This window comes from Serratia sp. BIGb0234 (assembly GCF_024809915.1).
In the GTDB taxonomy this organism is placed as follows: Bacteria; Pseudomonadota; Gammaproteobacteria; order Enterobacterales; family Enterobacteriaceae; genus Serratia; species Serratia liquefaciens.
This window is the reverse complement of record NZ_JANUEI010000003.1, coordinates 726,648-749,398: the sequence shown is the minus strand read 5'-3', so window position 1 is coordinate 749,398 and position 22,751 is coordinate 726,648. Positions and strand designations below refer to the sequence as shown.

Below are 22,751 nucleotides of genomic sequence, written 5' to 3'. Positions count from 1 at the left end.
GACTTGATATTTTTTTGAACCCGAAGGTTCTGGATATCGTCTTGTGGAGTGCCCACACAGATTGTCTGATAAATTGTTAAAGAGCAGTGAGTTAGCCGCCGTAGCTTGCTATCTCGAGGTGGCGTATAATACGCTTTCCTCTTTCAGAGTCAACCCCTAAATTTCAGGATTTTTTCTCTTCGAACCCCGGAGACTCTGTGAAGTTGTTCACATGTTCCGTGTCGATGGAGGCGCATTATAGGGAGCCGGTTCAGAATGACAAGGATTAATATTCACTTTTTATCTGACAGCTCACTATTCATGCACAACGTCTATTAAACCCGCTTTTTGATGGCTTCTGGCAGGTCTGCCAGGCTATTTAGCACCCAATCCGCCAGTTTCTCACCTTGTTCAGTGACCGGCTTACCGGTGCGCACCAGAACTTTAGTACCGACACCTGCCGCTATTGCCGCCTGCATATCTTCCGGTTTGTCACCCACCATATAAGAAGCGGCCATATCAATGTTCAATTCTTGCTGCGCTTGCAACAGCATGCCCGGCTCAGGTTTACGGCAGTCGCATGTCTGGCGGTACTCTTCTATTACTGCTTCAGGATGATGCGGACAGAAATAGATACCGTCCAGGTCAACATCGCGATCGGCCAGCGACCAATCCATCCACTCCGTCAGGTACATGAATTGGTCTTCGCTGAACTTGCCACGCGCAATGCCAGACTGGTTGGTCACCAATACTAAAGCAAAGCCCATCTTTTTAAGTTCGCGACAGGCGTCGATCACGCCATCTATAAAGTGGAAATTATCGATTTCATGGACGTAGCCATGATCGACATTAATCGTGCCGTCACGATCGAGGAAAATTGCTGGAACGCTTTGTGTCACCGGTTTGCTCCTGAGGGCCTGAAAACCCGGACAGTATCGCATGTTTTACCCGGTACTGAGAACGGCAGAGAACAGCGTTGATCGTTGACTTAGACGTCTAGACGCCTTAACATCTGATTTATACCTTGGTCCACGCCAAGGTTTACTTTTATCTAGCCACGGGCAACCACGCTAAAATAAGAAGAATATGATTAAACTTTCTAACATCACCAAAGTGTTCCAGCAGGGTTCGCGCACCATTAGCGCGCTCTCTGACGTGACTCTTCACGTCCCTGCCGGGCAAATTTATGGCGTTATCGGTGCATCAGGCGCCGGTAAAAGTACGCTGATCCGCTGCGCCAACATGCTTGAGCGCCCGACTTCCGGCCAGGTGTTGGTTGACGGACAGGATCTGACCTCGCTGTCTGAAAGCGAACTGACACGCGCACGCCGCCAAATCGGCATGATCTTCCAACACTTCAACCTGCTTTCTTCCCGCACGGTATTTGGCAACGTTGCGCTGCCGCTGGAGCTGGACAACACCCCACGGGCTGAAATCAAAAAGCGCGTAACCGAATTGCTGGAACTGGTCGGGTTGTCGGACAAACACGACGCCTACCCGGCCAATCTGTCCGGCGGCCAGAAGCAACGCGTGGCGATTGCCCGTGCGCTGGCAAGCCAACCGAAAGTCCTGCTGTGTGACGAAGCCACCAGCGCATTGGATCCAGCCACTACCCGTTCCATTCTGGAACTGCTGAAAGACATTAATCGTCGTCTCGGCCTGACCATCCTGTTGATCACCCATGAAATGGACGTGGTGAAACGCATCTGCGATCAGGTTGCGGTCATCAGCCAGGGGCAGTTGATTGAAAAAGACAGCGTCAGCGAAGTGTTCTCTCATCCGAAAACGCCGTTGGCCCAGCAGTTCATTCAATCCACATTGCATCTGGATATCCCCGATGATTATGCCAAGCGTCTGGCTCCGGAACGCAGCGGTGGCCGTCAGCCGCTGTTGCGTTTGGAATTCACCGGCCAGTCCGTTGATGCGCCGCTGCTGTCAGAAGCGGCTCGCCGTTTCAACGTCAACAACAATATCATCAGCGCCCAGATGGATTACGCCGGCGGCGTTAAATTCGGCGTGATGCTGGCAGAGCTGCACGGCAGCGATGAAGATGCGCTGGCAACGATTAAGTTCCTGCAGGAAAATCAGGTAAAAGTAGAGGTTCTGGGTTATGTCTGAGGCAATGATTTGGCTAATGGCGCGCGGCGTGTGGGAAACCGTCATGATGACCTTTGTCTCCGGCTTCTTCGGTTTCGTACTTGGCTTGCCGGTTGGTGTGCTGTTGTATGTGACTCGCCCGGGGCAAATCGCCGCCAACAATACGCTATACAGGACGCTGTCCGGGTTAGTGAACGTGTTCCGTTCCATTCCGTTCATTATCCTGCTGGTGTGGATGATTCCCTTTACGCGGATGATCGTCGGTACCTCTATCGGCCTGCAGGCGGCTATCGTGCCGCTGACGGTCGGCGCAGCGCCCTTTATCGCCCGTATGGTAGAAAACGCCCTGCTGGAGATCCCTTCTGGCCTGGTGGAAGCTGCCCGCGCAATGGGCGCAACCCCGATGCAAATCATCAAAAAGGTACTGCTGCCGGAAGCCCTGCCGGGCCTGGTCAACGCTGCCACCATTACCTTGATCACGTTGGTGGGCTATTCCGCCATGGGCGGTGCGGTAGGTGCCGGCGGGCTGGGGCAGATCGGTTATCAGTACGGTTATATAGGTTATAACGCCACAGTAATGAATACCGTATTAGTATTACTGGTGGTGCTGGTCTATCTGATTCAGTTCTGCGGTGATCGGATCGTCAAAGCCGTCACCCATAAATAGTTTTTACAGCAACTGCGCTCATACAGCGTATTTCAAATGCGAGTCTAAAGAGGAAGGGATATGTCGTTAAAATTTAAATCCATCGCGGCAATCGGCGCACTGATCGGTACTCTGGCTCTGGCAGGCTGCGGTCAGGAAGAAAAAGATCCGAACCATATCAAAATCGGCGTCATTGTCGGTGCTGAGCAGCAGGTTGCTGAAATCGCGCAAAAAGTGGCGAAAGAAAAATACGGTCTGGACGTCGAACTGGTGACCTTCAACGATTACGTGCTGCCGAACGAAGCACTGAGTAAAGGCGACATCGATTTGAACGCCTTCCAGCACAAACCGTATCTGGATCAGCAGATCAAAGATCGCGGCTATAAGTTGGTACCGGTCGGCAACACCTTCGTTTACCCGATTGCCGGTTACTCCAAGAAGATCAAATCTCTGGACGAACTGAAAGACGGTTCTCAGGTTGCGCTGCCAAACGATCCAACCAATCTGGGCCGCTCCCTGCTGCTGCTGCAGAAGGTTAACCTGATCAAACTGAAAGACGGTGTTGGCCTGCTGCCAACCGTGCTGGACGTGACTGAAAACCCGAAAAACCTGAAGCTGGTCGAGCTGGAAGCGCCGCAACTGCCACGCTCGCTGGACGATCAGCAAATCGCGCTGGCGGTGATCAACACCACTTACGCCAGCCAGATTGGCCTGACACCGGCAAAAGACGGCCTGTTTGTTGAAGATAAAGATTCACCTTACGTGAACCTGCTGGTTGCCCGCGAAGACAATAAAGACGCGGAAAACGTGAAGAAATTCGTTCAGGCCTATCAGTCTGACGAAGTGAACGAAGCAGCCAACAAAATCTTTAACGGTGGTGCAGTTAAAGGCTGGTAATCATTAATTACCGAATTTATTCCTATAATTGCAAGACGGGCTCCGGCCCGTCAGACACTGTTAATAAAATCCTTTGCGACTAATGCAACCATTTAGTCCTAATAAAAACAAAGGATTATATTCTCTGCATTACCCCAAACACCCGAAAACCACGTTTTTCGGGTGTTTGTCAGAAATCTAGACGGGCTCCGGCCCGTCTTGTTATTTCCACCATAGATTGCTTCAATAGCGCCACTCACATATTCCATCAAGGCAGAGGAATCTCAATGCGTGCTTTACCTCTCTGTTTGTTAGCGCTCGCGCTTGCAGGGTGTTCGTCGCAGCGTTTCGCGCCACCTTCAACAAGCAGCACCAGCAAACCGGTCTCGACCACACCAGTAAAAACCACGCCAGCAGCACGTCCGGCACCGGTTAAACTGTACAAAAGTGCAGAAGAATTAGTAGGTAAGCCATTCCGCGATCTGGGTGAAGTCTCCGGCGAATCTTGCCAGACGACAGTACAGGATTCCCCACCCAATCTGGCCACCGCCCGTAAGCGTATGCAAATTCGCGCGTCCTACATGAAGGCCAATGCCGTGCTGCTGCATGACTGCCAGATTGTCAGCGGCGTTGCCGGCTGTTACCAACAGGCCATTTGCCAGGGCTCTGCGCTTAACGTTTCGTCCAAATGACCGAGTTTGTTTTCAATCAGATCGGCACTATTCGTTCACCGTATAAAGAAAAATTCGCCGTACCCCGCCAGCCGGGGTTAGTCGAAGACGGTGGCGGCGAATTGGTGCTGCTGCCTCCTTATAACCAGCCGGAAGCAATACGCGGCCTTAGCGACTTCAGCCATCTTTGGGTAATGTTCATTTTCCATCAAACCCTGGAAGGTGGCTGGCGGCCAACCGTTCGCCCTCCTCGTCTGGGCGGTAATGCCCGGATGGGTGTCTTCGCAACCCGCTCGACCTTTCGCCCCAACCCGCTCGGCATGTCGCTGATCGAATTAAAAGGCGTGCGCATTCAAGGCGCTGAGGTAGTACTGGAATTAGGCAGCCTGGATCTGGTTGACGGTACGCCGGTGGTGGATATCAAACCTTACCTGCCGTTTGCCGAAAGCCAGCCGCAGGCACGCGCCGGATTTGCCCAAGCCGCACCGGACGGCGATATGCCGGTGAGCTTTACTGCCGAGGCGGAACAGCAGTTGCTGCAACATCAGCAGCGTTATCCGCAGCTACGTCGGTTTATCACTCAGGTGCTGGCTCAGGATCCGCGTCCGGCTTACCGCAAGGGGCAACAGGCGGAACGGGATTATGCCGTCTGGCTGCTGGATTTCAACGTGCGCTGGCGGGTGGTGGATCAGCAAACCGAGGTGTTGTCACTCGACCTGCGTTAAAATTCCACCGTCTCTCTTTTGACAACCTGCTCGCACTGGTAAACTAAATCACTTTCGAAAATTTTGGCTGCCCTACTACTGGCAGCCGGTTGCAATTTGCAGTTCTAACGGAACCAAAACACCATGCGTACTAGCCAATATCTGCTCTCCACTCTGAAGGAGACACCTGCCGATGCCGAAGTGATCAGCCACCAGCTGATGCTGCGCGCCGGGATGATTCGCAAGCTTGCCTCCGGTCTTTATACCTGGTTGCCTACCGGCCTGCGCGTTCTGAAAAAGGTTGAAAACATCGTTCGCGAAGAAATGAACAATGCTAACGCGATCGAAGTTTGCATGCCGGTAGTACAGCCTGCCGATCTGTGGCAGGAAAGCGGCCGTTGGGAGCAGTACGGTCCTGAACTGCTGCGCTTTGTCGATCGCGGCGATCGCCCATTCGTACTGGGTCCAACGCACGAAGAAGTGATCACCGATCTGATCCGCAACGAGATCAGCTCTTACAAGCAACTTCCGCTGAACTTCTTCCAGATTCAGACCAAGTTCCGCGATGAAGTCCGCCCTCGTTTCGGCGTGATGCGTTCGCGTGAATTCCTGATGAAGGACGCGTACTCGTTCCATACCTCGCAGGAATCTCTGCAGGCGACTTACGATGCGATGTACGAAGCCTACAGCAAAATCTTCAGCCGCATGGGCCTGGACTTCCGTGCGGTGGATGCCGATACCGGCTCTATCGGCGGTAGCGCCTCACACGAGTTCCAGGTACTGGCCGACAGCGGTGAAGACGATATCGTGTTTTCCACCGGTTCCGACTTTGCTGCCAATATCGAACTGGCAGAAGCGGTTGCCCCGGCTCAGCCACGTGCCGCAGCCAGCGAAGAACTGCGCATAGTAGATACACCGAATGCCAAGACCATCGCCGAGCTGGTAGAGCAATTCCAACTGCCTATCGAGAAAACGGTCAAAACGCTGCTGGTTCGCGCTAAAGAAGAAAGCGGCCACAAGCTGGTTGCTCTGCTGGTACGTGGCGATCACGAACTTAATGAAGTGAAAGCCGAGAAGCTGCCACAGGTTGCCGTTCCACTGACCTTCGCCACCGAAGAAGAGATCCGCGCCATCGTTGGTGCAGGCCCGGGTTCACTCGGCCCGGTCAATCTGCAGGTTCCGGTCGTAGCCGACCGCAGCGTCGCAGCGATGAGCGATTTTGGCGCCGGTGCCAACATTGACGGTAAACACTACTTCGGTATCAACTGGGAGCGTGATTTGCCGCTGCCACAGCAGGTTGCTGATATCCGTAACGTGGTCGATGGCGATACCAGCCCGGACGGTAAAGGGACATTGCTGATCAAACGCGGTATCGAAGTGGGCCATATCTTCCAACTCGGCACCAAGTACTCTGAAGCAATGAAGGCGACGGTTCAGGGCGAAGACGGCCGTAATCAGGTCCTGACCATGGGCTGCTACGGTATTGGGGTCACTCGCGTGGTGGCTGCAGCTATCGAACAGAATCATGACGATCGCGGCATCATCTGGCCAGATGCTATCGCCCCATTCCAGGTCGCCATTCTGCCAATGAATATGCACAAGTCCTTCCGCGTGCAGGCGCTGGCGGAAGAGCTGTACAACACCCTGCGTTCCCATGGCATCGACGTGATCCTCGATGACCGTAAAGAACGTCCAGGCGTGATGTTCGCGGATATGGAACTGATTGGCGTGCCGCACTCTATCGTTATCGGCGACCGTAACCTCGACAGCGAAGAGATTGAGTACAAAAACCGCCGTGTCGGCGAGAAGCAAATGATCAAAACCGGCGAAATCGTTGATTTCCTGCTGGGGCAGATCAAACGCTGATCCGCAGAGACAGAAAGCAAAAACCCGCCTAGGCGGGTTTTTTTATGGTCGTTATTTGCTGTCGCAATTTTTGCTGCGGTCGAAAACGAGTTTACCGTCCGGCACCAGCGCCTTTTCAGTCTGCCCTTCTTCCATTGACGGCTGAACACTGAAGTGGCCATTCAACGTCAGGAAGACCGGTTCACCCGGCGTTTTGTAGGCTTTGGCATACCCTTGTTCCAACGCAATGGTATTGTCTACCGGGAACGTCTTGCCCGTGGCGCAGTCTTTAAACACCGCCGCATCCGCCATGTAGGTGTAGCTGCCTTTCAGCGCCATCGGCGTTTTAGGCAAGGCTTTCTCTACCGGATCCAGACGATAATTCAATTTGGACTCGATAATCGCACCGCTTTGGTCCAGCATTTCCAGGCTCTTGCCTGCGGGCCGGAAATAGCGTTTGTCGCCACGGCTGTCCGTCAGCACCAGCTTATCGGCGGTTCGTGCCCACTTACCGTAGTCGGCGAAAGTCTGGTCGCCGTCTTTGGTATCACGATAGGTTTCCTGCAGCACGAAAGTGCCGTCTTCATCCAGGAACAGCGAAGTATCCAGGCCGCCGCAGTCTGCACAAGGCAACACGCCCTGATAACTTTGCTGCATTGCCTGAAGAGGCTGTTCCTTTGGCTGATACTGATTATTACATCCCAATAATGAGAGTGCCCCTGCCGCTAAAAACAGGGCTATTGTTATTTTCTTCACAGCTATTCTCCTACTGTGTCCATGTATCCTTAAGTGCGGATTTTGCCGCGCAGCGCTTTCGTTGCGCCTTTACGTACTTTGCCTTCCAGCCGACGTAATTTAGCCCCTTTCGTGGGCTTGGTCGCTCTGCGCGCTTTTTCCACCACCATCGCCTGCTGAATCAGCGCCACCAATCTGGCCAACGCCGCCTCACGGTTTAATTCCTGGCTGCGATATTCCTGCGCTTTAATAATCACCACCCCATCGGCGGTAATTAAATGATTATTCAGGGCCAGCAGCCTTTCCTTATAATACTCTGGCAGGCTGGATGCCCGGATGTCAAAGCGCAAATGGATGGCCGTTGAGGCTTTGTTCACGTGCTGGCCACCCGCACCCTGCGCGCGGATCGCCGTCAATTCCAGCTCGTTATCCGGTATGGCAACGCTTCTCGACAGTTCCAGCACCGATCACACCTGCGCCTGTTGCCATTCGGCAAATTGGATTTCCAGACTATTCTGAGCGTCAGAAAGCCAGATAGTTCCCTCTTGGAGTGTGGCCTGCAACGTCATATTACGGCTGGCCAAGGCCGCCAGCTTGCTTAATTGTTCATCATCCAGGAAACGGATGCTTAGGTTTTTGTGGTTTGCCACTTTGCTCTGCATCGATTGCCACCATACGTGGCCGGCACGTTCCCCGTAGGCGTAAAGCACCACTCGCGGAGACTGATTACAGGCTTTCTTGATGCGCTTCTCATCAGGCAGACCCATTTCGATCCACATTTCCAGCCCGTTATGGTCATTACGCTGCCAGATTTCCGGTTCATCTTCAGCACTCAGGCCTTTGGTGAATACCAGGCGCTCGTCGGCGTGGCAAATCCAGGCCAGCAGGCGCAGCATCATGCGCTGTTCGGTTTCGGAAGGGTGTTGGGCCAGGGTAAGCGTGGCGTCGTGGTAGAAATGACGATCCATATCAGCGATATTGACCGTGGCTTTATAAATGGTAGCTTTCAGCGCCATGGGTGACCTCATAATTATCAGGCGACAGTGTACTTGATTTGGCCCAACCGCTGCCAGGCAAAGCGCAGTGCGAAAGCCGCGCGCAGGTGCTAATAACTCCAGAATAGCTGTGCTATAGTCGTCTAGGATAGAGTCAAGCTCCGAGAGCCTGCGCCTCATCGCTAAAGGGTTTCGATGACGCAGAGGTTCTTAAGGGAGGAAACTGTGCAACAATACTGTGAGTTAGTACGCCGTTTTTACGCCGAGATCGGCAGTGGTGATCGCGGCTACGTGCCTGATGCGTTAGCATGTGTATTAAAGGCATTGGACGAAGTTGCTGCGGATAACGCGCTACCGTCCTCCGTTAGGGAACAGGCGGCTTTTGCTGCCGCTAACTTATTGGTGAGCGACTATGTTGATGAATGATGAGTACCAATCCATCAATTGCGATGACTATGAAAGCCTGGAACTCGCCTGTCAGCATAACTACATACTGAAGCTGGAGTTACGCGACGGAGATAAACTCGAAGGCAAAGCCACCGAGCTGAAATTTACCAAGGGCGTTGAGTACCTGATTATCGATCAGGCCGGCAATGCTCTCAGCTTGCGTCTGGATCACATCCTCAGTTTCAGTCATCCGGAAATCGGTACCGTGGTCGTCAGCCTGTCTGACTGATTTTTCGGTAACGCCATCCCAACAGGGCAGCCCAACGGCTGCCCTCGTCATTTAGAGCTTCAGGCTGGTTAGGGTTTAAGGCTGGCATAGTAAGCAGCCAGATCGGCAATATCGTCATCGGACAGCGCTGAAACATAGGCTTTCATCACCTCTGCCTGGCCACCGTTACGTTCGCCTTTCTTATAAGCCTGCAGCGCATGCTCCAGGTACATGGCGTTTTGCCCAGCCAGATTAGGATACATTGGCACCGAGACCTTCCCTTCAGCGCCGTGGCATGCCATGCAACTGGCAGATTTGTCTTTGCCTGCCGCCGCATCCCCCGCCGCCATAGCCGGCAAACTGCACAAACCAACCAACACCGCTATTGCGCTCACAAATTTCATCATTGCTCCTTACGCTCTTATTATTTTTTACGCCACTGCAGCCGCAGGGGTTGCTGCCCCTCGGCGGGTTGTCCGGCCTCGCTGACAAAAACGCCCAGCGCAGCGATAAGTTGGTCATCATAATAGATCAAAGGAGTACGCTCACGCTGCCACGGTGGAATACCCAACTCTTGCCACAGTTTTTTGATCGGCCGGGAATGCGTGCGCCCCAGGATGCGGAGCTTGCCCTGAGCGCTAAAGCGAACGCTCACTTTTTGCAGTGGCTGCGGAGCGCGCAGGACAATATCGCCTTCCCCACTCACCAGCTCACCCAGGCCATCCGGCAACATCAGCGGCTCTGATAACGGCCACGGCAAGCAGGTTTGGCGTAGTTCGGCCATCAATGGCAACAGGTATAGGCGCCGACGGAAACGACGGATCTGATATTGTCCCAGCTGTAGCTGAGGTTCGGCATCTTCACGGCTGAGCGCCACTTCGTCCCACAGACGCTGCAACTGTTCGCGTGAGGGCATGCTTGCGCCACGTGCTGCGATCCAACGGCGTAACAAAGCAAAACGACGGGCCGGCGAGCATCCCAACAAACCGTCAATCGCCAGCGCATTTTCTTCATCGAGCAACGAGTGCAACTGCTCTGCCAGTAGCTCATCCACCAGTTGCTCTTGCTCAGCACACAGGCTGGCACTACGCGCCGTCGCGGCGGCAAAATGCGGCCAGCGCTGATTCAACAGTGGCAATACCTGCAGGCGCAGAAAATTGCGATCGAAGCGCGAGTCCTGGTTACTGTCGTCTTCAATCCAACTGAGCTGATGCTGCTGGGCATAGGCTTCCAACTGCTGCCGGGAACTGCCCAGCAATGGACGTAACAAGCCGTTATTTCCCAATGAGGTTTGCGCAGCCATTGCCGACAGGCCCGCCGGGCCGCTGCCGCGCTTTAACGCCAAAAGAAAGGTTTCACATTGATCGTCAAGGTGTTGCGCGGTGAGCAAGGTTTCATCCACGGCCAACGTGGCAGCAAAAGCGGAATAGCGCGCCGCCCGGGCCGCGGCTTCAATGCCGTCCTGACGGCCGTCGACCTGCACATATTGCACCACCAATGGCAGTTGCCAGGCGGCACATTGTTGGCGACAGTGTTCCACCCACCGATCGGCAAAAGAACTCAGGCCGTGGTGCACGTGCACCGCGCGTAGCTGCAACTCCGGCAGTTGTTGACGCAACTGCACCAGCAAGTGCAGCAGTACGCTGGAATCCAGCCCGCCGCTGAATGCCACCAGCAAGTGCCGGCGCGCTCCCAGCTGACGGGCAAGCTGTCCAGATAATTGATTGCTATTCATTGATTAGGCTTAATAACGTCCAGATAGCTGCACGTTACCCCCCGCAATACCATCAATCAAGCATTAACCGCACGCAGGTGGCGGCCGGTCAGCAACCACCACATGGCCAACACCGCAATCACTGCGGCAGTACAACCCAATGCCCACCAGCCGATTTGTGAGAACAGGTGCGCGTAGGCCTGTGCGGTCGCTCCGGTTGCCGGATCTTCCGCTGTTTGCCCCGCGATAATGCCCGCCAGATAATTTGCTATCGAGCCGGTGGTCAGCATGTAGATCCCCGTCAGTACCCCGGTAGCGCCTGGGATATTCAACCGGGTGATTTGCGCCATGGCGACCGGGTCGATGAACAATTCGGCCAGCCCCATCACGGAAAGCCCGGCGATCATCAGGAACATCGATCCCTGACCGTAGCGGGCATTCAGCGCCATCAGGGTGAAACCGACGCCTATCAGCAGCAAGCCGAAGGCGAATTTCCCCCAAATGCGCAGCGTACGGCTACCGCTGCCGTTGCCTCGTACAAGCCAGGCCAGCATCACACCGCCAAACATCACGGCAAAGGCATTCACTGACTGGAATAAAGCCGTCGGCACCGTCCAGGAAAACCATTGGCGATCGACATAGTGATCGATAAACAGGCTGATGGAGCTACCGCCCTGCTGAGCGAAAGCCCAAAACAAAGTACCCAGCAGCATCAGCATAACGATCTGCCACAGTCCACGGCGTTGCTCTCTCGTAGCCCGGATCATAATCCGCGCCACCATTACCACCGCAGCGGCACACACCAGCATCAGTAATTGCCCCGCCAGACCGTAAATAAACAGCGAGGTAAAGAACAACGGGGCCAACAACAGCATGGCGCTTAGCCACACCCAGTTCGGTACCTTCAGGGTGTTGGCGCACATCTGCGCACGATCCACCCCGCGTGTGTGGGTGAAATGACGGCTGCCAAACAGGAAGATGGCCAGCCCTGCCAGCATGCCGATCCCCGCCAGCGCAAAACCGACGTGCCAGCCATAACGCTCTGCCGCCAGCCCACAAGCGATGGGTGCCAGAATCGACCCCACGTTGCCGGCGGCATACAGCAGTGAAAAGCCCCCTTCACGGCGCGAGTCTTGCGGTTGGTATAACTCGCCCAGCAGGCAGCTGATATTGGATTTGAACAGGCCGTAGCCGCAGATGATGATCGCCAGGGCCAGATAGAGTGAATGTGTCGAGACGGCGCTCAGACCGAGGACAATGTGGCCCAGCGTCATCAGTACCGCCCCGGCGATTACCGCAACGCGGTTGCCCAGCAGGCGATCGGCAAGCAGGCCGCCAAGGATCGGCGTGACGTAAACCAGAGAGGCATAGGCGCTATAAAGGCTGATAGCGCGGCTATCGGAATAACCAAGTTGATGAGTAAGATAGAGAATAAGTAATGCACGCATGCCGTAAAAGCTGAAATATTCCCAAATTTGTATGGCTACGACATAGTAGATTGCGCGCGGCTGTGAGGGTGTTTTCATGGTTTTCTCCCATCAGTCGGTGAACGACAAAAGGGAGGCGTAAACGCCTCCCCGTTATTTCAGTTATTTATCGTTTTTCAACACCTTCACGGTGTAACGTCCATCCGCCTGACGGTAAGCGCCGTGGATATCAGTTTCGAAGCCCGGATAATGTGCGCCGATTTCGCACAGCATTTGCAGGAACTCCAGTACCGGACGGCTTTCTTCGGTGAGCATTTCACCTGGCATCACCAGTGGAACACCTGGAGGATATGGCAGGATCATGTTGGCATTCACCTTGCCGACCATGTCTTCCAAATAAACCTCTTCCACTTCACCGTGCAGCTCTTTCTGGAACGCATTGAACGGGTTCATGACCAGGGTTGGCAGCACTTCAAATGCGCGGTACATCAGATCCGGCAGGTTGTGCTCAACCACCAGGTTGTGAATGTTCTGCGCCAGATCCTGAATGCGCATGTTTTCATAAAACTCAGGCGCCTCTTTGTACAGTGACGGCAGCATGTTTTTCACCCGCAGGTTCAGGTCGAACGAACGTTTGAAATCAGTCAGGCCGCGCAGCAGGCTGAGGGCTTTGGTTTTGTCGATACCGATGCTGAACAGGAACAGCAGATTATATGGGCCGGTTTTCTCAACGATGATACCGTGCTCGTCCAGGTATTTAGCAACCAGGCTGGCCGGGATACCAAACTCCTGCATTTCACCCTCTTTACTCATCCCTGGGGTCAGGAGAGTGACTTTGATCGGGTCGAGATACATATGTTCATCGTCGATATTTTTGAAGCCGTGCCAGGCGTTGTCAGACTTCAGCGGCCAGCATTCAGCCTGATCGATGTGTTCTGGCTGCCAGACGTCAAAGAACCAACCTTCGGACTCAACGTTCAGCTGTTTGATTTCTTTACGGAACTTGATAGCACGTTCAATAGAGTCGTTAATCAAACGCTTACCGGCATTGCCTTTCATCATCGCCGCGGCAGTTTCGGTAGACGCCACGATACCGTAGTGCGGTGAAGTGGTGGTTTGCATCATGTAGGCTTCGTTGAAGGTTTCTTCGTTGATATCGCCTTTCACGTGGATCATCGAAGCCTGCGAGAACGCCGCCAGCAGTTTATGGGTGGATTGGGTTTCATAAATCACCTTCCCTTCCACACGGCCGCCGCTCATGCCGCATTTGCCTTTGTAGATCGGGTGGAAATTGGTGTAAGGCACCCAGGCGGAGTCAAAGTGAATAGATTTCACATCCAGCGCGTTCTTAATATGATCGGTGTTGTACAGCAGACCGTCATAGGTAGAGTTGGTGATTACCGCATGCACTGGCCAGGTCGCGTTTGGTGTTTCTTTAACACGTTTGGCGATGGTGTCACGGGCAAACTCACTCTGCGGGATACCACCGAGAATGCCGTAAGCATTACGGGTTGGGCGGAAGTAGATTGGCGTAATGTCGCTCATCATCATCAGATGGGTCAGCGATTTGTGGCAGTTACGGTCAATCAATACGGTGCTGCCGGCCGGTGCGGAGTACATGCCGACAATTTTGTTGGCGGTAGAAGTGCCGTTAGTCACCATATAGCTGCGTTCAGCGTTGAATACGCGAGCAATATACTCTTCAGCTTCTTTGTGCGGACCGGTGTGGTCCAGCAGTGAGCCCAGTTCGGAAACCGAAATAGAAATGTCAGACTTCATGGCGTTGGCGCCAAAGAAATCGTAGAACAGGCTACCGACCGGGCTTTTCTGGAAGGCGGTGCCCCCCATGTGGCCTGGAGTACAGAAGGTGTATTTGCCTTCACGCACATATTTGAACAGCGCTTTGGTCAGCGGTGGCAGGATGGTATCAATGTACTCATCGGTGTTTTGTTTGATCTTGGCAGCGATATCGGTAGCCGCACCCAGCGCATATTCAAAGAAACGCACCTGCATGCGCAGATCGTTCAGGCTGACATCCAGGGTTGAATGCGTATTGGCAAATGCATACAACGGCATATATTCATTCAACTGGCTGATTTCTTCACACAACTCGAGGTTGTATTTATCCCAGTCGAAAATCACCCCGCACAAGCGTGCATTATTCTCGATCAGCTTTAACAGGTCTTCGCGATCGTTAGGATAGACAACGCGGAAGTCCAGGCTTTCCAATGCTTTGTGCAGTTCGCGGATAGGCTCTTCTTTAAAGTAGACACCCATGTGGTTCATGATAGCTATAACGTTCATAATCATTTCTCCAGGTAAAGCGAGCCCCTTGCCATCACGAGTGACAATTACTGCAAGGGGCTAAATTAAGAAGTGGGTCAGTACGTGCTTAGTGCGCTTTGGCCGTCGTGTTGCCGTCGAGGGCTACACCGTTGGCTTTGGCGGTCTGACGGGTATTCATTTTGCGGGCGTAGAACATCAGGATGATCAGGCTGATGATGAAGGTACCGGACAGTTCGAACGAGTCGGCACCCATCAGTGCGATGAAGCAGAAGCCACAACCCAGCACCGAGGCAATCAGGCTCAGCAGGTTACGGATATTGACACCTTCGAAGCGGATCAGATCTACGCAGGAGTAGAAGTAAGGCAGCATGGTCAGCAGTACCGCGATACCGGTCAACATGCCGAACAGGTCGGAAGCTTTACCGCCGCCGGAGCTCATGGCCGTAATCAGCACCATCAGCGCAGTCATTTTGCAGCTTGCCAGCAGCAGGCCTTTTTTCGGCACGCCGTTTTTATCGACTTCACCATAAACTTTCGGGAAGTTACCGTCGTTGGCGGCACGTACCCCGGCTTGACCAACCAGCATCATCCAGGAACCAAGTGAAGTGAGGCAGGCGAAGGCGGTGAAGGCAGAAACCATTGGCGCAGCCCAGCCACCCATGATGGTAGAGGCGCTGATAGCGAACGGTGCACCGGAAGCAGCCATCTCAGACGCAGGATACATACCGCTGATAACCTGAGTTGCTGCAACATAGATGATCCCAGCCAGCGCAGTCCCCAGCATGGTTGCCAGCGGTACGGTACGTTTCGGGTTTTTCACCATGCCGGTGCTTACTGCGGCAGATTCCACGCCGATAAACGCCCACAGGCACAGCAGGATACTTTTGATTACGGCATGGAAATCAGTGGTACCGGAGGTATTCCAGTTAGCCTGATAGGTTGCCGCGTCGAACCAATGCCAGCCTGCAGTCGCAGTCACAATCACCGGGATCAGCACCAATACCAGGCCCATAGTCGTCAAACGACTGACCCATGAACCGCCCAGCAGGTTAATAAAGGTAAACACCCAAACAATAGCAATACAGGCAATACCCGCCGGTACCGGATTATTCAGTGCAGGGAAGAAGGTAGAAAGATAAGAAACCGCGGTGATGCCGATGGCCAAATTACCGATCCAGTTCGCATGGTAATAAAGCACACCGGTTTGGAAACCAAACGCCGGGGAAATTTCACCCGCGTAGGCAATGGGACCGCCCTGTTGAGGATTTTTGGTGGCCAGGCGAGCATATACATAGGCCAGCGACATCGCACCAATAATGGATATTACCCATCCCCAAATAGCGATAGATCCGAGACTTGCCAGGTTCGCGGGTAATAATGCAATGCCGCTCCCCATCATATTACCGGCAACAACACCGGTGCAGGCAATAAGCCCGATTTTCTTGGATGAAGCCATGGTCAGTTTCTCCTGATTTTGATTTCTTATAAGTCCAGGTCGTTATGCAGTTTTGCTAATGACCGGACTTGATGGTCAGGATGCTAAAGAATGGCGTCAGTAAAGTCCTAAAGATAAAGTGATATTACGGTCATGATCATACAAATGATAACTTGAGGTTTTCCATTAACAAATAAAGAACTAAACACGGCATCAAGAAAAGATAAATATCAATAAAAAACAGCAAGATAGATGTGTTATTTTTCATCTACAAACGTGAACAACAGAGAATAAATCACCAACCCATGTATTTATTTAATTTAACAAAATCGGCACAATAAATAACACCGCCACTCAAGATATTGAGTCAGCGGTGTTATCGAAGGTTATTCGCTTTGAGTATAGTTATTGAGATAGGGAACGACGGCGTTAATTGAGGTGTGAAAAACGGCATTACTGATCCAATGCAGCGTATTTTCTCCAGGACGAAGATTAAAGGCGGTGATATAGGAATCTGCCGCCAGGTGATTATTGCCTTGCATTTCATAAACCTTACCCAGCAAAACATAATTCATCCAGGACATCTGCAATTCGATGCCTATATTGATTGCCTGGTGGGCCTCATCGGTATTCCCCTGCCCCAGCGCCTGTATTGTATGGATTTGCTGAATAATCGGGCTCTCTTTTAACGCCGGCAGCGTATTCAGACGGGTGATTTCTGCCTGCAATTGCGCCAATTGTACGCCGTCAAAGGGTTGATAAGAGTTACGCAATAAATCGGCCAGCGCTTTTTCTGCAGAGAGATAAATAAAATTCGGCGTGATTTTTATCATATCCGCCAGCATATTACTCGCATGGGTCAATGAGTCGTTATCCCCCTGAATCAAGAGTTGGTGCGCCTGATAATACTGTTGCAAGGCCGGGCCGGAATTCGGCAAAAGCTGGGTCAGGCGCTGCTGCAACTGCGGCGGCCAGGGCTGCTTAAGAGCAGTAGACAGACTGCTGAGGAAATCTTCCTGAATTTTCAGCTGGTTGTCATCGGTCACAAAGTAACGCTTATCCAACATGATAGAGCTGTCCGCGTTGTTCACCAGACGCACCGACAGGAAACACTGCTGAGCGCGATAATGGCGCTGATTGACGAACTCAATGGTCAGAGACTTACCTGAACTGCTGGGTCCGGTGTAGTTGTAATTGGTCTGATCATGTACCAGGAAGGTCGAGTAAGTATTCAGCGAGTCCGTCACCACTTCACTCAGGCCAACTACATAAGAGAGCTGCGGCGTCCAGTTGCTGCAACTGTTACCGCCCTGAATACGGATGTCGATATCACGGGGGTTCATCAGCACCGGCATGGTGGATTCCGGTATGCGCTGCGACAAGGTCGCGATGGCAACAAACACCACACAGGCGCTCAACGCAGCAAGAAATGCCAGCCATACCCAGAATGTTGATTGGCGATAAAAAGGGGGGGTTGAGGTGACCGACGGCGTTTTTGTCTTGGTTGGTTTGGGCGGCTCATAGGCTACCTCGTCTTCTTCGCTGCCGTCGCTGCCATCTTCCGGCTCATGCATGATCACCGCAACCTGCGGCACCGCAGGCGTTGCCACATCGTCCCCTTCACACCACATGACCGGTGCAGCCAGCTTATAGCCGCGTTTGGGTACGGTGATAATGTATTCCGGGCTATTGGTATCGCCGTCTTTCAGGTATTTGCGCAGCTCGGAAATACTCTGGGTCACCACATGATTGGTGACGATGTTGCGTTTCCATACATTATCGATCAGCTCATCTCGGCTCAGCACCACATCCGGATGCCGGGCGAAATATTGCAGCATATCGATCAGGCGAGGCTCCAACGTCTGTTGGCGCCCGTCACGGCTTATTTTGTTGTCTGCGGGAGTAACTAACCATTCTCCAACGCGAAAAACAGGCTCTTGCATAGTGAACATAACTCAAAAGGGGCGTGCGGCAAGCGCGGGATGATAGCATATGCGGGTGCCGCCTGCGCCGCCTGGTCCCGATTAAGCATTCATAGCTCATATAATTCTAGAGGTAACCCATCCGGATCGCTGAAAAAAGTGAAACGTGACTGGGTGTAAGGATCGATACGCACCGGTTCGCAATCCACCCCAGCATTCTGCAAATGCTGGATGGCCTGCTCGATGTCGTCGACGCTGAAAGCTAAATGACGCAAGCCGCAGGCTTCCGGACGACTGACGCGGGCCGGCGGTGACGGGAAGGAAAACAGTTCGATGGTGTATTGACCGTTGAGCGCCAAATCCGCTTTCCATGAATCGCGCTCCGCACGGTAAAACTCGCCTAATAGGGTGAACCCCAGAATATCGCAGTAAAAATGCTTACTGGCTGCATAATCTGAGCCTATAACTGCGATGTGGTGTACCTGACGTAATGCCAACATTGTGATGCCTCATTGTCTGTCTGATGAGGCAAGGTATCCGGCAGCGGCGGTATCGTCAACGGCAAAAAGCCCCGCTGGATAAGACGGGGCTGTTATTGAGCTATCGGCAATGCAATAGGTCGATCAGGCTTTAAGATCCGCCAATGCCGCACCGTAGTTAATGTGCAGCACCTGCCCATCCACCACTAACGCAGGGACGCTCTGCACCCCGGCTTTTTCGGCTTCGGCGATACGCGCCGGCGTTTCGCCCAGATGAACCACGTCCACCTGCACATCCTGGCTCAACAGGCCTAACAACTGCTGCTCTGCGCTCACGCAAACCGGGCAACCGGCATGATAGAAAACGGCCTTAGTCATGATAATTCTCCTTGGTTCTGACTGTTGTGGGTGAACTGCGCACCCATTTAGTTTCGATTCGAAACCAATAGCACAATAAATCCTCCACCATGCCTTGTCAATATAGTTTTTAATCGATACTATTTTGCCACACTAGCGAGGATCCCATGTTGACACTGTTTGATTTACTGGAACGACTGAATAGCCTGCAACGCAGCTGGCTGCGGAGTCATGAAGAGCTGGAAAGCCTGCCGCCAGTGCAGCTGAGCGCCTTGTATTACCTGGCACGCTGCAACCATTACTCCAATACGCCGATGGCGGTGGCGGAATATCTCGGCCTGACCAAGGGTACGGTGTCGCAATCGTTGAAAAAGTTGGAAAGTAACGGGATGATCGCCCGTACGGCAGACGAGAAGGACCGTCGCAGCGTCAGGTTAAAGCTGACCGACAAATCGCGCTCGTTGATGGATGCCCTATTCCCGCCGGCCTATTTACAGCAGGCGCAGGATGCCATGCAGCAGGACGGCGGACAGTTGCTGGAATTACTGACGCAGTTGCTGCGTCAGTTGCAAAAACAGGATGATAATGTGGCACTGTTCGGCGAATGTCATCAATGCCGCTATCACCAGCGGCATGACGGGCAGCCATTTTGCGGCCTGACGCAGGAACCGCTGCCGACAAGCAGCGTGAACCTGATCTGCCGTGAGTTTGCTTAAGGCTGCGGTGCTTTGAGTACTTTCACCAGATAACGCCCATCTTCGGTCAGCTTCGCGCCGTGGATATCGGTTTCAAACCCCGGATAGCGCTCGCCGATAGAACACAACATCAGCAAGAAATCGAGCACTGCTCGGCTCTCTTCGGTGATCATCTCCCCCGGCATCACCAGCGGAACCCCTGGCGGATAAGGCAGGATCATGTTCGCCGCGACTTTGCCGACCAGTTGATCCAACTCGCAGGTTTCCACGTTGCCACGCACCTGCTGCTGGAACATTTGGTGTGGCGTCAGCTTCATTTCTGGCAACACATCAAAAGCCCGCTGCATCAAACCCGGCAGATCGTGCCGACAGATCAAGCTATGGATCCCGGCGGCCAGATCCTGAATACGCATATTACGGTAGAAATCCGGATCCTCGGCATACAGGTCCGGTAGCATGTTCTTCACTCGCAGATTGAGATCGTAAGCGCGTTTAAAGTCGGTCAGGCCACGCAGCAGGCTCATCGCCTTGGTTTTATCAATGCCGATACTGAACAGGAACAGCAGATTATAAGGGCCGGTTTTCTCCACCACGATACCGCGTTCGTCCAGGTATTTCGCCACCAGCGCTGCCGGTATGCCGCTATCTTCCAGCGCGCCAAGCTCATTCATCCCCGGCGTCAGGATGGTGACCTTGATAGGATCGAGATACATGTGATCGCGGTCGGTATTGCCAAAGCCGTGCCAGTTGTCGTCCGGGTTTAGCGGCCAGCACTGCGCCTCGTCAATCTCTTCCGGCTGCCAGATATCGAAGAACCAGCTATCGCTTTCTTCCCGCAAACGCTGCACCTCGCGACGGAAATGCAGCGCACGCTCCACCGAGCGGTTAATCAACCTGCGCCCCGGATTGCCACGCAGCATCGCCGCCGCGGTCTCCATCGACGCCACGATGCCGTAATTCGGCGAAGTGGTGGTGTGCATCATATAGGCCTCGTTAAAGGTACTTTCGTCATAGTCACCCTTAATGTGGATCATCGAGGCCTGCGAAAACGCCGCCAGCAGTTTGTGAGTCGACTGAGTTTCGTAGATCACTTTACCGGGTATACGTTCACCGCTCATGCCGCTCTTGCCGTCATAAATCGGATGGAAATTGGTATAGGGCACCCAGGCGGAATCAAAATGAATTGATGGGACGTCCAGCGTCTGCTTGATGTAATCGGTGTTGTACAGCAGGCCATCGTAGGTCGAGTTAGTGATCACCGCATGGACTGGCCAACTGGCGTTGGCCGTGTCAGCCACCCGAGCGGCAATGCTGTCATGGGTGAATTCACGCTGTGGGATCCCGCCAAGAATCCCGTAGGCATTGCGCAGCGGGCGCAAATAAATCGGCACGATATCGCTCATCATCAGCAGATGGCACAGGGACTTATGGCAGTTGCGGTCGATCAATACCGTGCTGCCGGTCGGTGCCGAATACATGCCGACAATTTTATTGGCGGTAGAGGTGCCGTTGGTCACCAGATAACTTTGCTCGGCGTTAAAGGTACGCGCAATATACTCTTCGGCCTCCAGGTGAGGGCCAGTGTGATCCAGCAGCGAGCCCAGCTCGGTGACCGAAATCGACACGTCGGCTTTCAGGGTATTGGCACCGAAAAAATCGTAAAACAGGCAACCGACCGGGCTCTTCTGAAAGGCGGTACCGGCCATATGGCCGGGGGTACAGAAGGTGTATTTCCCTTCATGCACGTAGTTGAACAGTGCCTTGGTCAGCGGCGGCGTAATAGTATCGATGTATTCGGCGGTATATTGCTGGATGCGCTGCGCAATATCATCTGCTGCATTCAGGCCGTACTCGAAGAAATACAGCACCATACGCATTTCATGCAGGCTAACGTCGAAGGTGGAATGCGTGTTGATAAACGCATACAGCGGCAGATACTCGTTGAGCTCGTTGATCTCGCTGCACAACTCCAGGCTGTAGTCGTCCCAGTCGAAAATCACGCCGCAAATGCGTGCGTTAGCTTCGATCAGCTTCAACAAATCGCCGCTGTTTTTGGGATACACCAGTTGGAAGTTCATCGCAGCCAGTGCGGTATGAAGCTCGCGGATCGGCTCGTCTTTATAGTAAACGCCCGCTGGGCTCATGATCGCGATGATGTTCATCGGCTGCTCCTGTCAGTTAACCACCAAACCTCTATAACAACATGAAAATACTGCGGTGTGTAGACAAAAAAAACCGCCCGAAGGCGGTTTCTTGCAACGCGTGACAACACTCAGCAATAGCCGTAGTTCATCAGGCGCTGGTAGCGGCGGTTAAGCAGCTCTTCGGTGTTCAGGCCGTCGAGATCTTTCAGATCGGCCAGCAGCTGCGCTTTCAGCGCTTCCGCCATCGCCGGCACGTCGCGGTGAGCAGAGCCCAGCGGTTCCGGGATCACCGAGTCGATCAGCTTCAGCTCTTTCAGACGCGGTGCGGTAATGCCCATGGCTTCTGCGGCAATCGGCGCTTTGTCGGCGCTTTTCCACAGAATGGAAGCACAACCTTCCGGTGAGATCACCGAATAGGTGCTGTACTGCAGCATGTTCACTTTGTCGCCCACGCCAATGGCCAATGCGCCACCGGAACCGCCTTCGCCGATCACCGTACAGATCACCGGAATTTTCAGGCGAGACATTTCACGCAGGTTATGGGCAATCGCTTCTGACTGGCCACGCTCTTCCGCGCCCACGCCCGGGTAGGCGCCTGGGGTGTCGATGAAAGTAATCAGCGGCATCTTGAAGCGAGAAGCCATTTCCATCAGGCGCAGCGCTTTGCGATAGCCTTCTGGTGCCGGCATGCCGAAGTTACGGCGGATTTTCTCTTTGGTCTCGCGGCCTTTCTGATGCCCGATGATCATCACCGGACGGCCATCCAGGCGCGCAATACCACCGACAATCGCTTTGTCATCGGCATAGGTGCGATCACCCGCCAGCTCTTCGAAGTCGGTAAAGATGTGTTTGATATAATCCAGGGTATAAGGACGGCGCGGGTGGCGTGCCAATTGGGCAACTTGCCAGGCCCCAAGATCGGAAAAAATCTTGCGCGTCAGCTCAACGCTCTTTTCACGAAGGCGCTGAACCTCTTCGTCCAGATTAATATCTAATTTTTCGTCTTGACGGCTGACTGCAGTCAGCGAGTCAATTTTCGCTTCCAGCTCTGCAATCGGCTGTTCAAAATCAAGAAAATTCAGACTCATA

The 22,751-nt window shown here is 53.4% G+C and carries 23 protein-coding genes; 9 read left to right on the top strand and 14 right to left on the bottom strand.

Going from position 1 to position 22,751, the window contains the following annotated elements; all coding sequences use genetic code 11:
- Nucleotides 1–314 precede the first annotated feature (314 nt).
- Entirely contained in the window at nt 315–878 is a 564-nt protein-coding gene (gene gmhB / locus M2407_RS16240) for a D-glycero-beta-D-manno-heptose 1,7-bisphosphate 7-phosphatase (protein WP_048759140.1), read from the bottom strand.
- A 187-nt stretch (nt 879–1,065) separates the two neighbouring features.
- On the opposite strand from gmhB, the gene metN reads away from it, so the two are divergent.
- The 6 genes from metN to proS all read left to right on the top strand — a co-directional run bounded on the left by metN (nt 1,066) and on the right by proS (nt 6,839).
- Nucleotides 1,066–2,097 carry a methionine ABC transporter ATP-binding protein MetN gene (metN, locus tag M2407_RS16235; RefSeq protein ID WP_020828330.1) on the top strand — a complete coding sequence of 344 codons (1,032 nt, stop codon included), beginning with the start codon at nt 1,066–1,068 and terminating at the stop codon, nt 2,095–2,097.
- A complete protein-coding gene (locus tag M2407_RS16230; RefSeq protein ID WP_020828331.1) occupies nt 2,090–2,743 on the top strand; it encodes a methionine ABC transporter permease MetI in 654 nt (217 codons plus the stop codon). The genes metN and M2407_RS16230 overlap by 8 nt, the downstream gene beginning before the upstream one ends.
- A 60-nt stretch (nt 2,744–2,803) precedes the next feature.
- Nucleotides 2,804–3,619 (top strand): MetQ/NlpA family lipoprotein, encoded by an 816-nt coding sequence (locus tag M2407_RS16225; protein WP_020828332.1) that lies wholly within the window; start codon nt 2,804–2,806, stop codon nt 3,617–3,619.
- Between the two features lie 266 nt (nt 3,620–3,885).
- On the top strand, nt 3,886–4,290 hold the full coding sequence (gene rcsF, locus M2407_RS16220; RefSeq protein WP_130016982.1) for an Rcs stress response system protein RcsF: 405 nt from the start codon (nt 3,886–3,888) through the stop codon (nt 4,288–4,290).
- Nucleotides 4,287–4,994, top strand: coding sequence for a tRNA (N6-threonylcarbamoyladenosine(37)-N6)-methyltransferase TrmO (gene tsaA / locus M2407_RS16215; protein ID WP_130016981.1), 708 nt, complete (start codon nt 4,287–4,289; stop codon nt 4,992–4,994). Before rcsF ends, tsaA begins: the two co-directional genes overlap by 4 nt.
- 123 nt (nt 4,995–5,117) lie before the next feature.
- On the top strand, nt 5,118–6,839 hold the full coding sequence (proS, locus tag M2407_RS16210; protein ID WP_046372784.1) for a proline--tRNA ligase: 1,722 nt from the start codon (nt 5,118–5,120) through the stop codon (nt 6,837–6,839).
- Nucleotides 6,840–6,890: 51 nt separating this feature from the next.
- On the opposite strand, the gene nlpE is transcribed toward proS, so the two are convergent.
- The 3 genes from nlpE to M2407_RS16195 are packed head-to-tail and all read right to left on the bottom strand — an operon-like array spanning nt 6,891 to nt 8,569.
- A complete protein-coding gene (gene nlpE / locus M2407_RS16205) occupies nt 6,891–7,574 on the bottom strand; it encodes an envelope stress response activation lipoprotein NlpE (RefSeq protein WP_041414885.1) in 684 nt (227 codons plus the stop codon).
- A 29-nt stretch (nt 7,575–7,603) separates the two neighbouring features.
- Nucleotides 7,604–8,017 (bottom strand): alternative ribosome rescue aminoacyl-tRNA hydrolase ArfB, encoded by a 414-nt coding sequence (gene arfB / locus M2407_RS16200; protein ID WP_046372783.1) that lies wholly within the window; start codon nt 8,015–8,017, stop codon nt 7,604–7,606.
- A 3-nt stretch (nt 8,018–8,020) separates the two neighbouring features.
- Nucleotides 8,021–8,569: a YaeQ family protein gene (locus M2407_RS16195; protein ID WP_020828338.1), complete on the bottom strand. Its 549-nt coding sequence runs from the start codon at nt 8,567–8,569 to the stop codon at nt 8,021–8,023.
- Nucleotides 8,570–8,773: 204 nt separating this feature from the next.
- Between M2407_RS16195 and M2407_RS16190 the strand changes: the two genes are divergently transcribed.
- On the top strand, nt 8,774–8,974 hold the full coding sequence (locus M2407_RS16190) for a YaeP family protein (protein WP_041415645.1): 201 nt from the start codon (nt 8,774–8,776) through the stop codon (nt 8,972–8,974).
- Nucleotides 8,967–9,224: a Rho-binding antiterminator gene (rof, locus tag M2407_RS16185; RefSeq protein ID WP_230090436.1), complete on the top strand. Its 258-nt coding sequence runs from the start codon at nt 8,967–8,969 to the stop codon at nt 9,222–9,224. The genes M2407_RS16190 and rof overlap by 8 nt, the downstream gene beginning before the upstream one ends.
- Nucleotides 9,225–9,292: 68 nt before the next feature.
- Here the strand turns inward: rof and M2407_RS16180 are convergent, their stop codons facing one another.
- The 8 genes from M2407_RS16180 to M2407_RS16145 all read right to left on the bottom strand — a co-directional run bounded on the left by M2407_RS16180 (nt 9,293) and on the right by M2407_RS16145 (nt 18,844).
- A complete protein-coding gene (locus tag M2407_RS16180) occupies nt 9,293–9,610 on the bottom strand; it encodes a cytochrome c (RefSeq protein WP_162838000.1) in 318 nt (105 codons plus the stop codon).
- A gap of 17 nt (nt 9,611–9,627) precedes the next feature.
- The gene (gene tilS, locus M2407_RS16175; protein WP_259218593.1) at nt 9,628–10,938 is read right to left on the bottom strand and encodes a tRNA lysidine(34) synthetase TilS; all 1,311 of its coding nucleotides are present in this window, start codon (nt 10,936–10,938) and stop codon (nt 9,628–9,630) included.
- Nucleotides 10,939–10,994: 56 nt separating this feature from the next.
- Nucleotides 10,995–12,443, bottom strand: coding sequence for a dipeptide permease DtpD (dtpD, locus tag M2407_RS16170; protein WP_048759154.1), 1,449 nt, complete (start codon nt 12,441–12,443; stop codon nt 10,995–10,997).
- A gap of 63 nt (nt 12,444–12,506) precedes the next feature.
- A complete protein-coding gene (locus M2407_RS16165; protein ID WP_020828344.1) occupies nt 12,507–14,648 on the bottom strand; it encodes a lysine decarboxylase CadA in 2,142 nt (713 codons plus the stop codon).
- 88 nt (nt 14,649–14,736) lie between these two features.
- A complete protein-coding gene (gene cadB / locus M2407_RS16160; RefSeq protein WP_020828345.1) occupies nt 14,737–16,086 on the bottom strand; it encodes a cadaverine/lysine antiporter in 1,350 nt (449 codons plus the stop codon).
- 365 nt (nt 16,087–16,451) lie between these two features.
- Complete coding sequence (cadC, locus tag M2407_RS16155) at nt 16,452–18,008, bottom strand: lysine decarboxylation/transport transcriptional activator CadC (RefSeq protein WP_259218592.1); 1,557 nt, start codon at nt 18,006–18,008, stop codon at nt 16,452–16,454.
- A gap of 89 nt (nt 18,009–18,097) precedes the next feature.
- Complete coding sequence (locus tag M2407_RS16150; RefSeq protein ID WP_048759156.1) at nt 18,098–18,487, bottom strand: VOC family protein; 390 nt, start codon at nt 18,485–18,487, stop codon at nt 18,098–18,100.
- Between the two features lie 123 nt (nt 18,488–18,610).
- Nucleotides 18,611–18,844: a thioredoxin family protein gene (locus M2407_RS16145; protein ID WP_116691866.1), complete on the bottom strand. Its 234-nt coding sequence runs from the start codon at nt 18,842–18,844 to the stop codon at nt 18,611–18,613.
- 149 nt (nt 18,845–18,993) lie between these two features.
- Here M2407_RS16145 and M2407_RS16140 point away from each other — a divergent pair, with 149 nt between their 5' ends.
- Entirely contained in the window at nt 18,994–19,539 is a 546-nt protein-coding gene (locus M2407_RS16140; protein WP_116691874.1) for a MarR family winged helix-turn-helix transcriptional regulator, read from the top strand.
- On the opposite strand, the gene M2407_RS16135 is transcribed toward M2407_RS16140, so the two are convergent.
- Both M2407_RS16135 and accA read right to left on the bottom strand, forming a co-directional pair.
- Nucleotides 19,536–21,680 carry a lysine decarboxylase LdcC gene (locus M2407_RS16135; RefSeq protein ID WP_176984333.1) on the bottom strand — a complete coding sequence of 715 codons (2,145 nt, stop codon included), beginning with the start codon at nt 21,678–21,680 and terminating at the stop codon, nt 19,536–19,538. The two genes, M2407_RS16140 and M2407_RS16135, sit on opposite strands and share 4 nt — an antisense overlap.
- A 110-nt stretch (nt 21,681–21,790) precedes the next feature.
- Nucleotides 21,791–22,750: an acetyl-CoA carboxylase carboxyl transferase subunit alpha gene (accA, locus tag M2407_RS16130; protein WP_020828351.1), complete on the bottom strand. Its 960-nt coding sequence runs from the start codon at nt 22,748–22,750 to the stop codon at nt 21,791–21,793.
- Nucleotide 22,751 lies beyond the last annotated feature (1 nt).

Bases quoted from the DNA above. Each gene is read 5' to 3' on its own strand.
- tilS (WP_259218593.1), bottom strand. From the start codon at position 10,938: ATGAATAGCAATCAATTATCTGGACAGCTTGCCCGTCAGCTGGGAGCG.
- M2407_RS16135 (WP_176984333.1), bottom strand. From the start codon at position 21,680: ATGAACATCATCGCGATCATGAGCCCAGCGGGCGTTTACTATAAAGAC.
- accA (WP_020828351.1), bottom strand. From the start codon at position 22,750: ATGAGTCTGAATTTTCTTGATTTTGAACAGCCGATTGCAGAGCTGGAA.
- rof (WP_230090436.1), top strand. From the start codon at position 8,967: ATGAATGATGAGTACCAATCCATCAATTGCGATGACTATGAAAGCCTG.
- dtpD (WP_048759154.1), bottom strand. From the start codon at position 12,443: ATGAAAACACCCTCACAGCCGCGCGCAATCTACTATGTCGTAGCCATA.
- proS (WP_046372784.1), top strand. From the start codon at position 5,118: ATGCGTACTAGCCAATATCTGCTCTCCACTCTGAAGGAGACACCTGCC.
- M2407_RS16195 (WP_020828338.1), bottom strand. From the start codon at position 8,569: ATGGCGCTGAAAGCTACCATTTATAAAGCCACGGTCAATATCGCTGAT.
- metN (WP_020828330.1), top strand. From the start codon at position 1,066: ATGATTAAACTTTCTAACATCACCAAAGTGTTCCAGCAGGGTTCGCGC.
- cadC (WP_259218592.1), bottom strand. From the start codon at position 18,008: ATGCAAGAGCCTGTTTTTCGCGTTGGAGAATGGTTAGTTACTCCCGCA.
- tsaA (WP_130016981.1), top strand. From the start codon at position 4,287: ATGACCGAGTTTGTTTTCAATCAGATCGGCACTATTCGTTCACCGTAT.
- rcsF (WP_130016982.1), top strand. From the start codon at position 3,886: ATGCGTGCTTTACCTCTCTGTTTGTTAGCGCTCGCGCTTGCAGGGTGT.
- M2407_RS16230 (WP_020828331.1), top strand. From the start codon at position 2,090: ATGTCTGAGGCAATGATTTGGCTAATGGCGCGCGGCGTGTGGGAAACC.
- M2407_RS16145 (WP_116691866.1), bottom strand. From the start codon at position 18,844: ATGACTAAGGCCGTTTTCTATCATGCCGGTTGCCCGGTTTGCGTGAGC.
- M2407_RS16150 (WP_048759156.1), bottom strand. From the start codon at position 18,487: ATGTTGGCATTACGTCAGGTACACCACATCGCAGTTATAGGCTCAGAT.
- M2407_RS16180 (WP_162838000.1), bottom strand. From the start codon at position 9,610: ATGATGAAATTTGTGAGCGCAATAGCGGTGTTGGTTGGTTTGTGCAGT.
- M2407_RS16225 (WP_020828332.1), top strand. From the start codon at position 2,804: ATGTCGTTAAAATTTAAATCCATCGCGGCAATCGGCGCACTGATCGGT.
- cadB (WP_020828345.1), bottom strand. From the start codon at position 16,086: ATGGCTTCATCCAAGAAAATCGGGCTTATTGCCTGCACCGGTGTTGTT.
- M2407_RS16165 (WP_020828344.1), bottom strand. From the start codon at position 14,648: ATGAACGTTATAGCTATCATGAACCACATGGGTGTCTACTTTAAAGAA.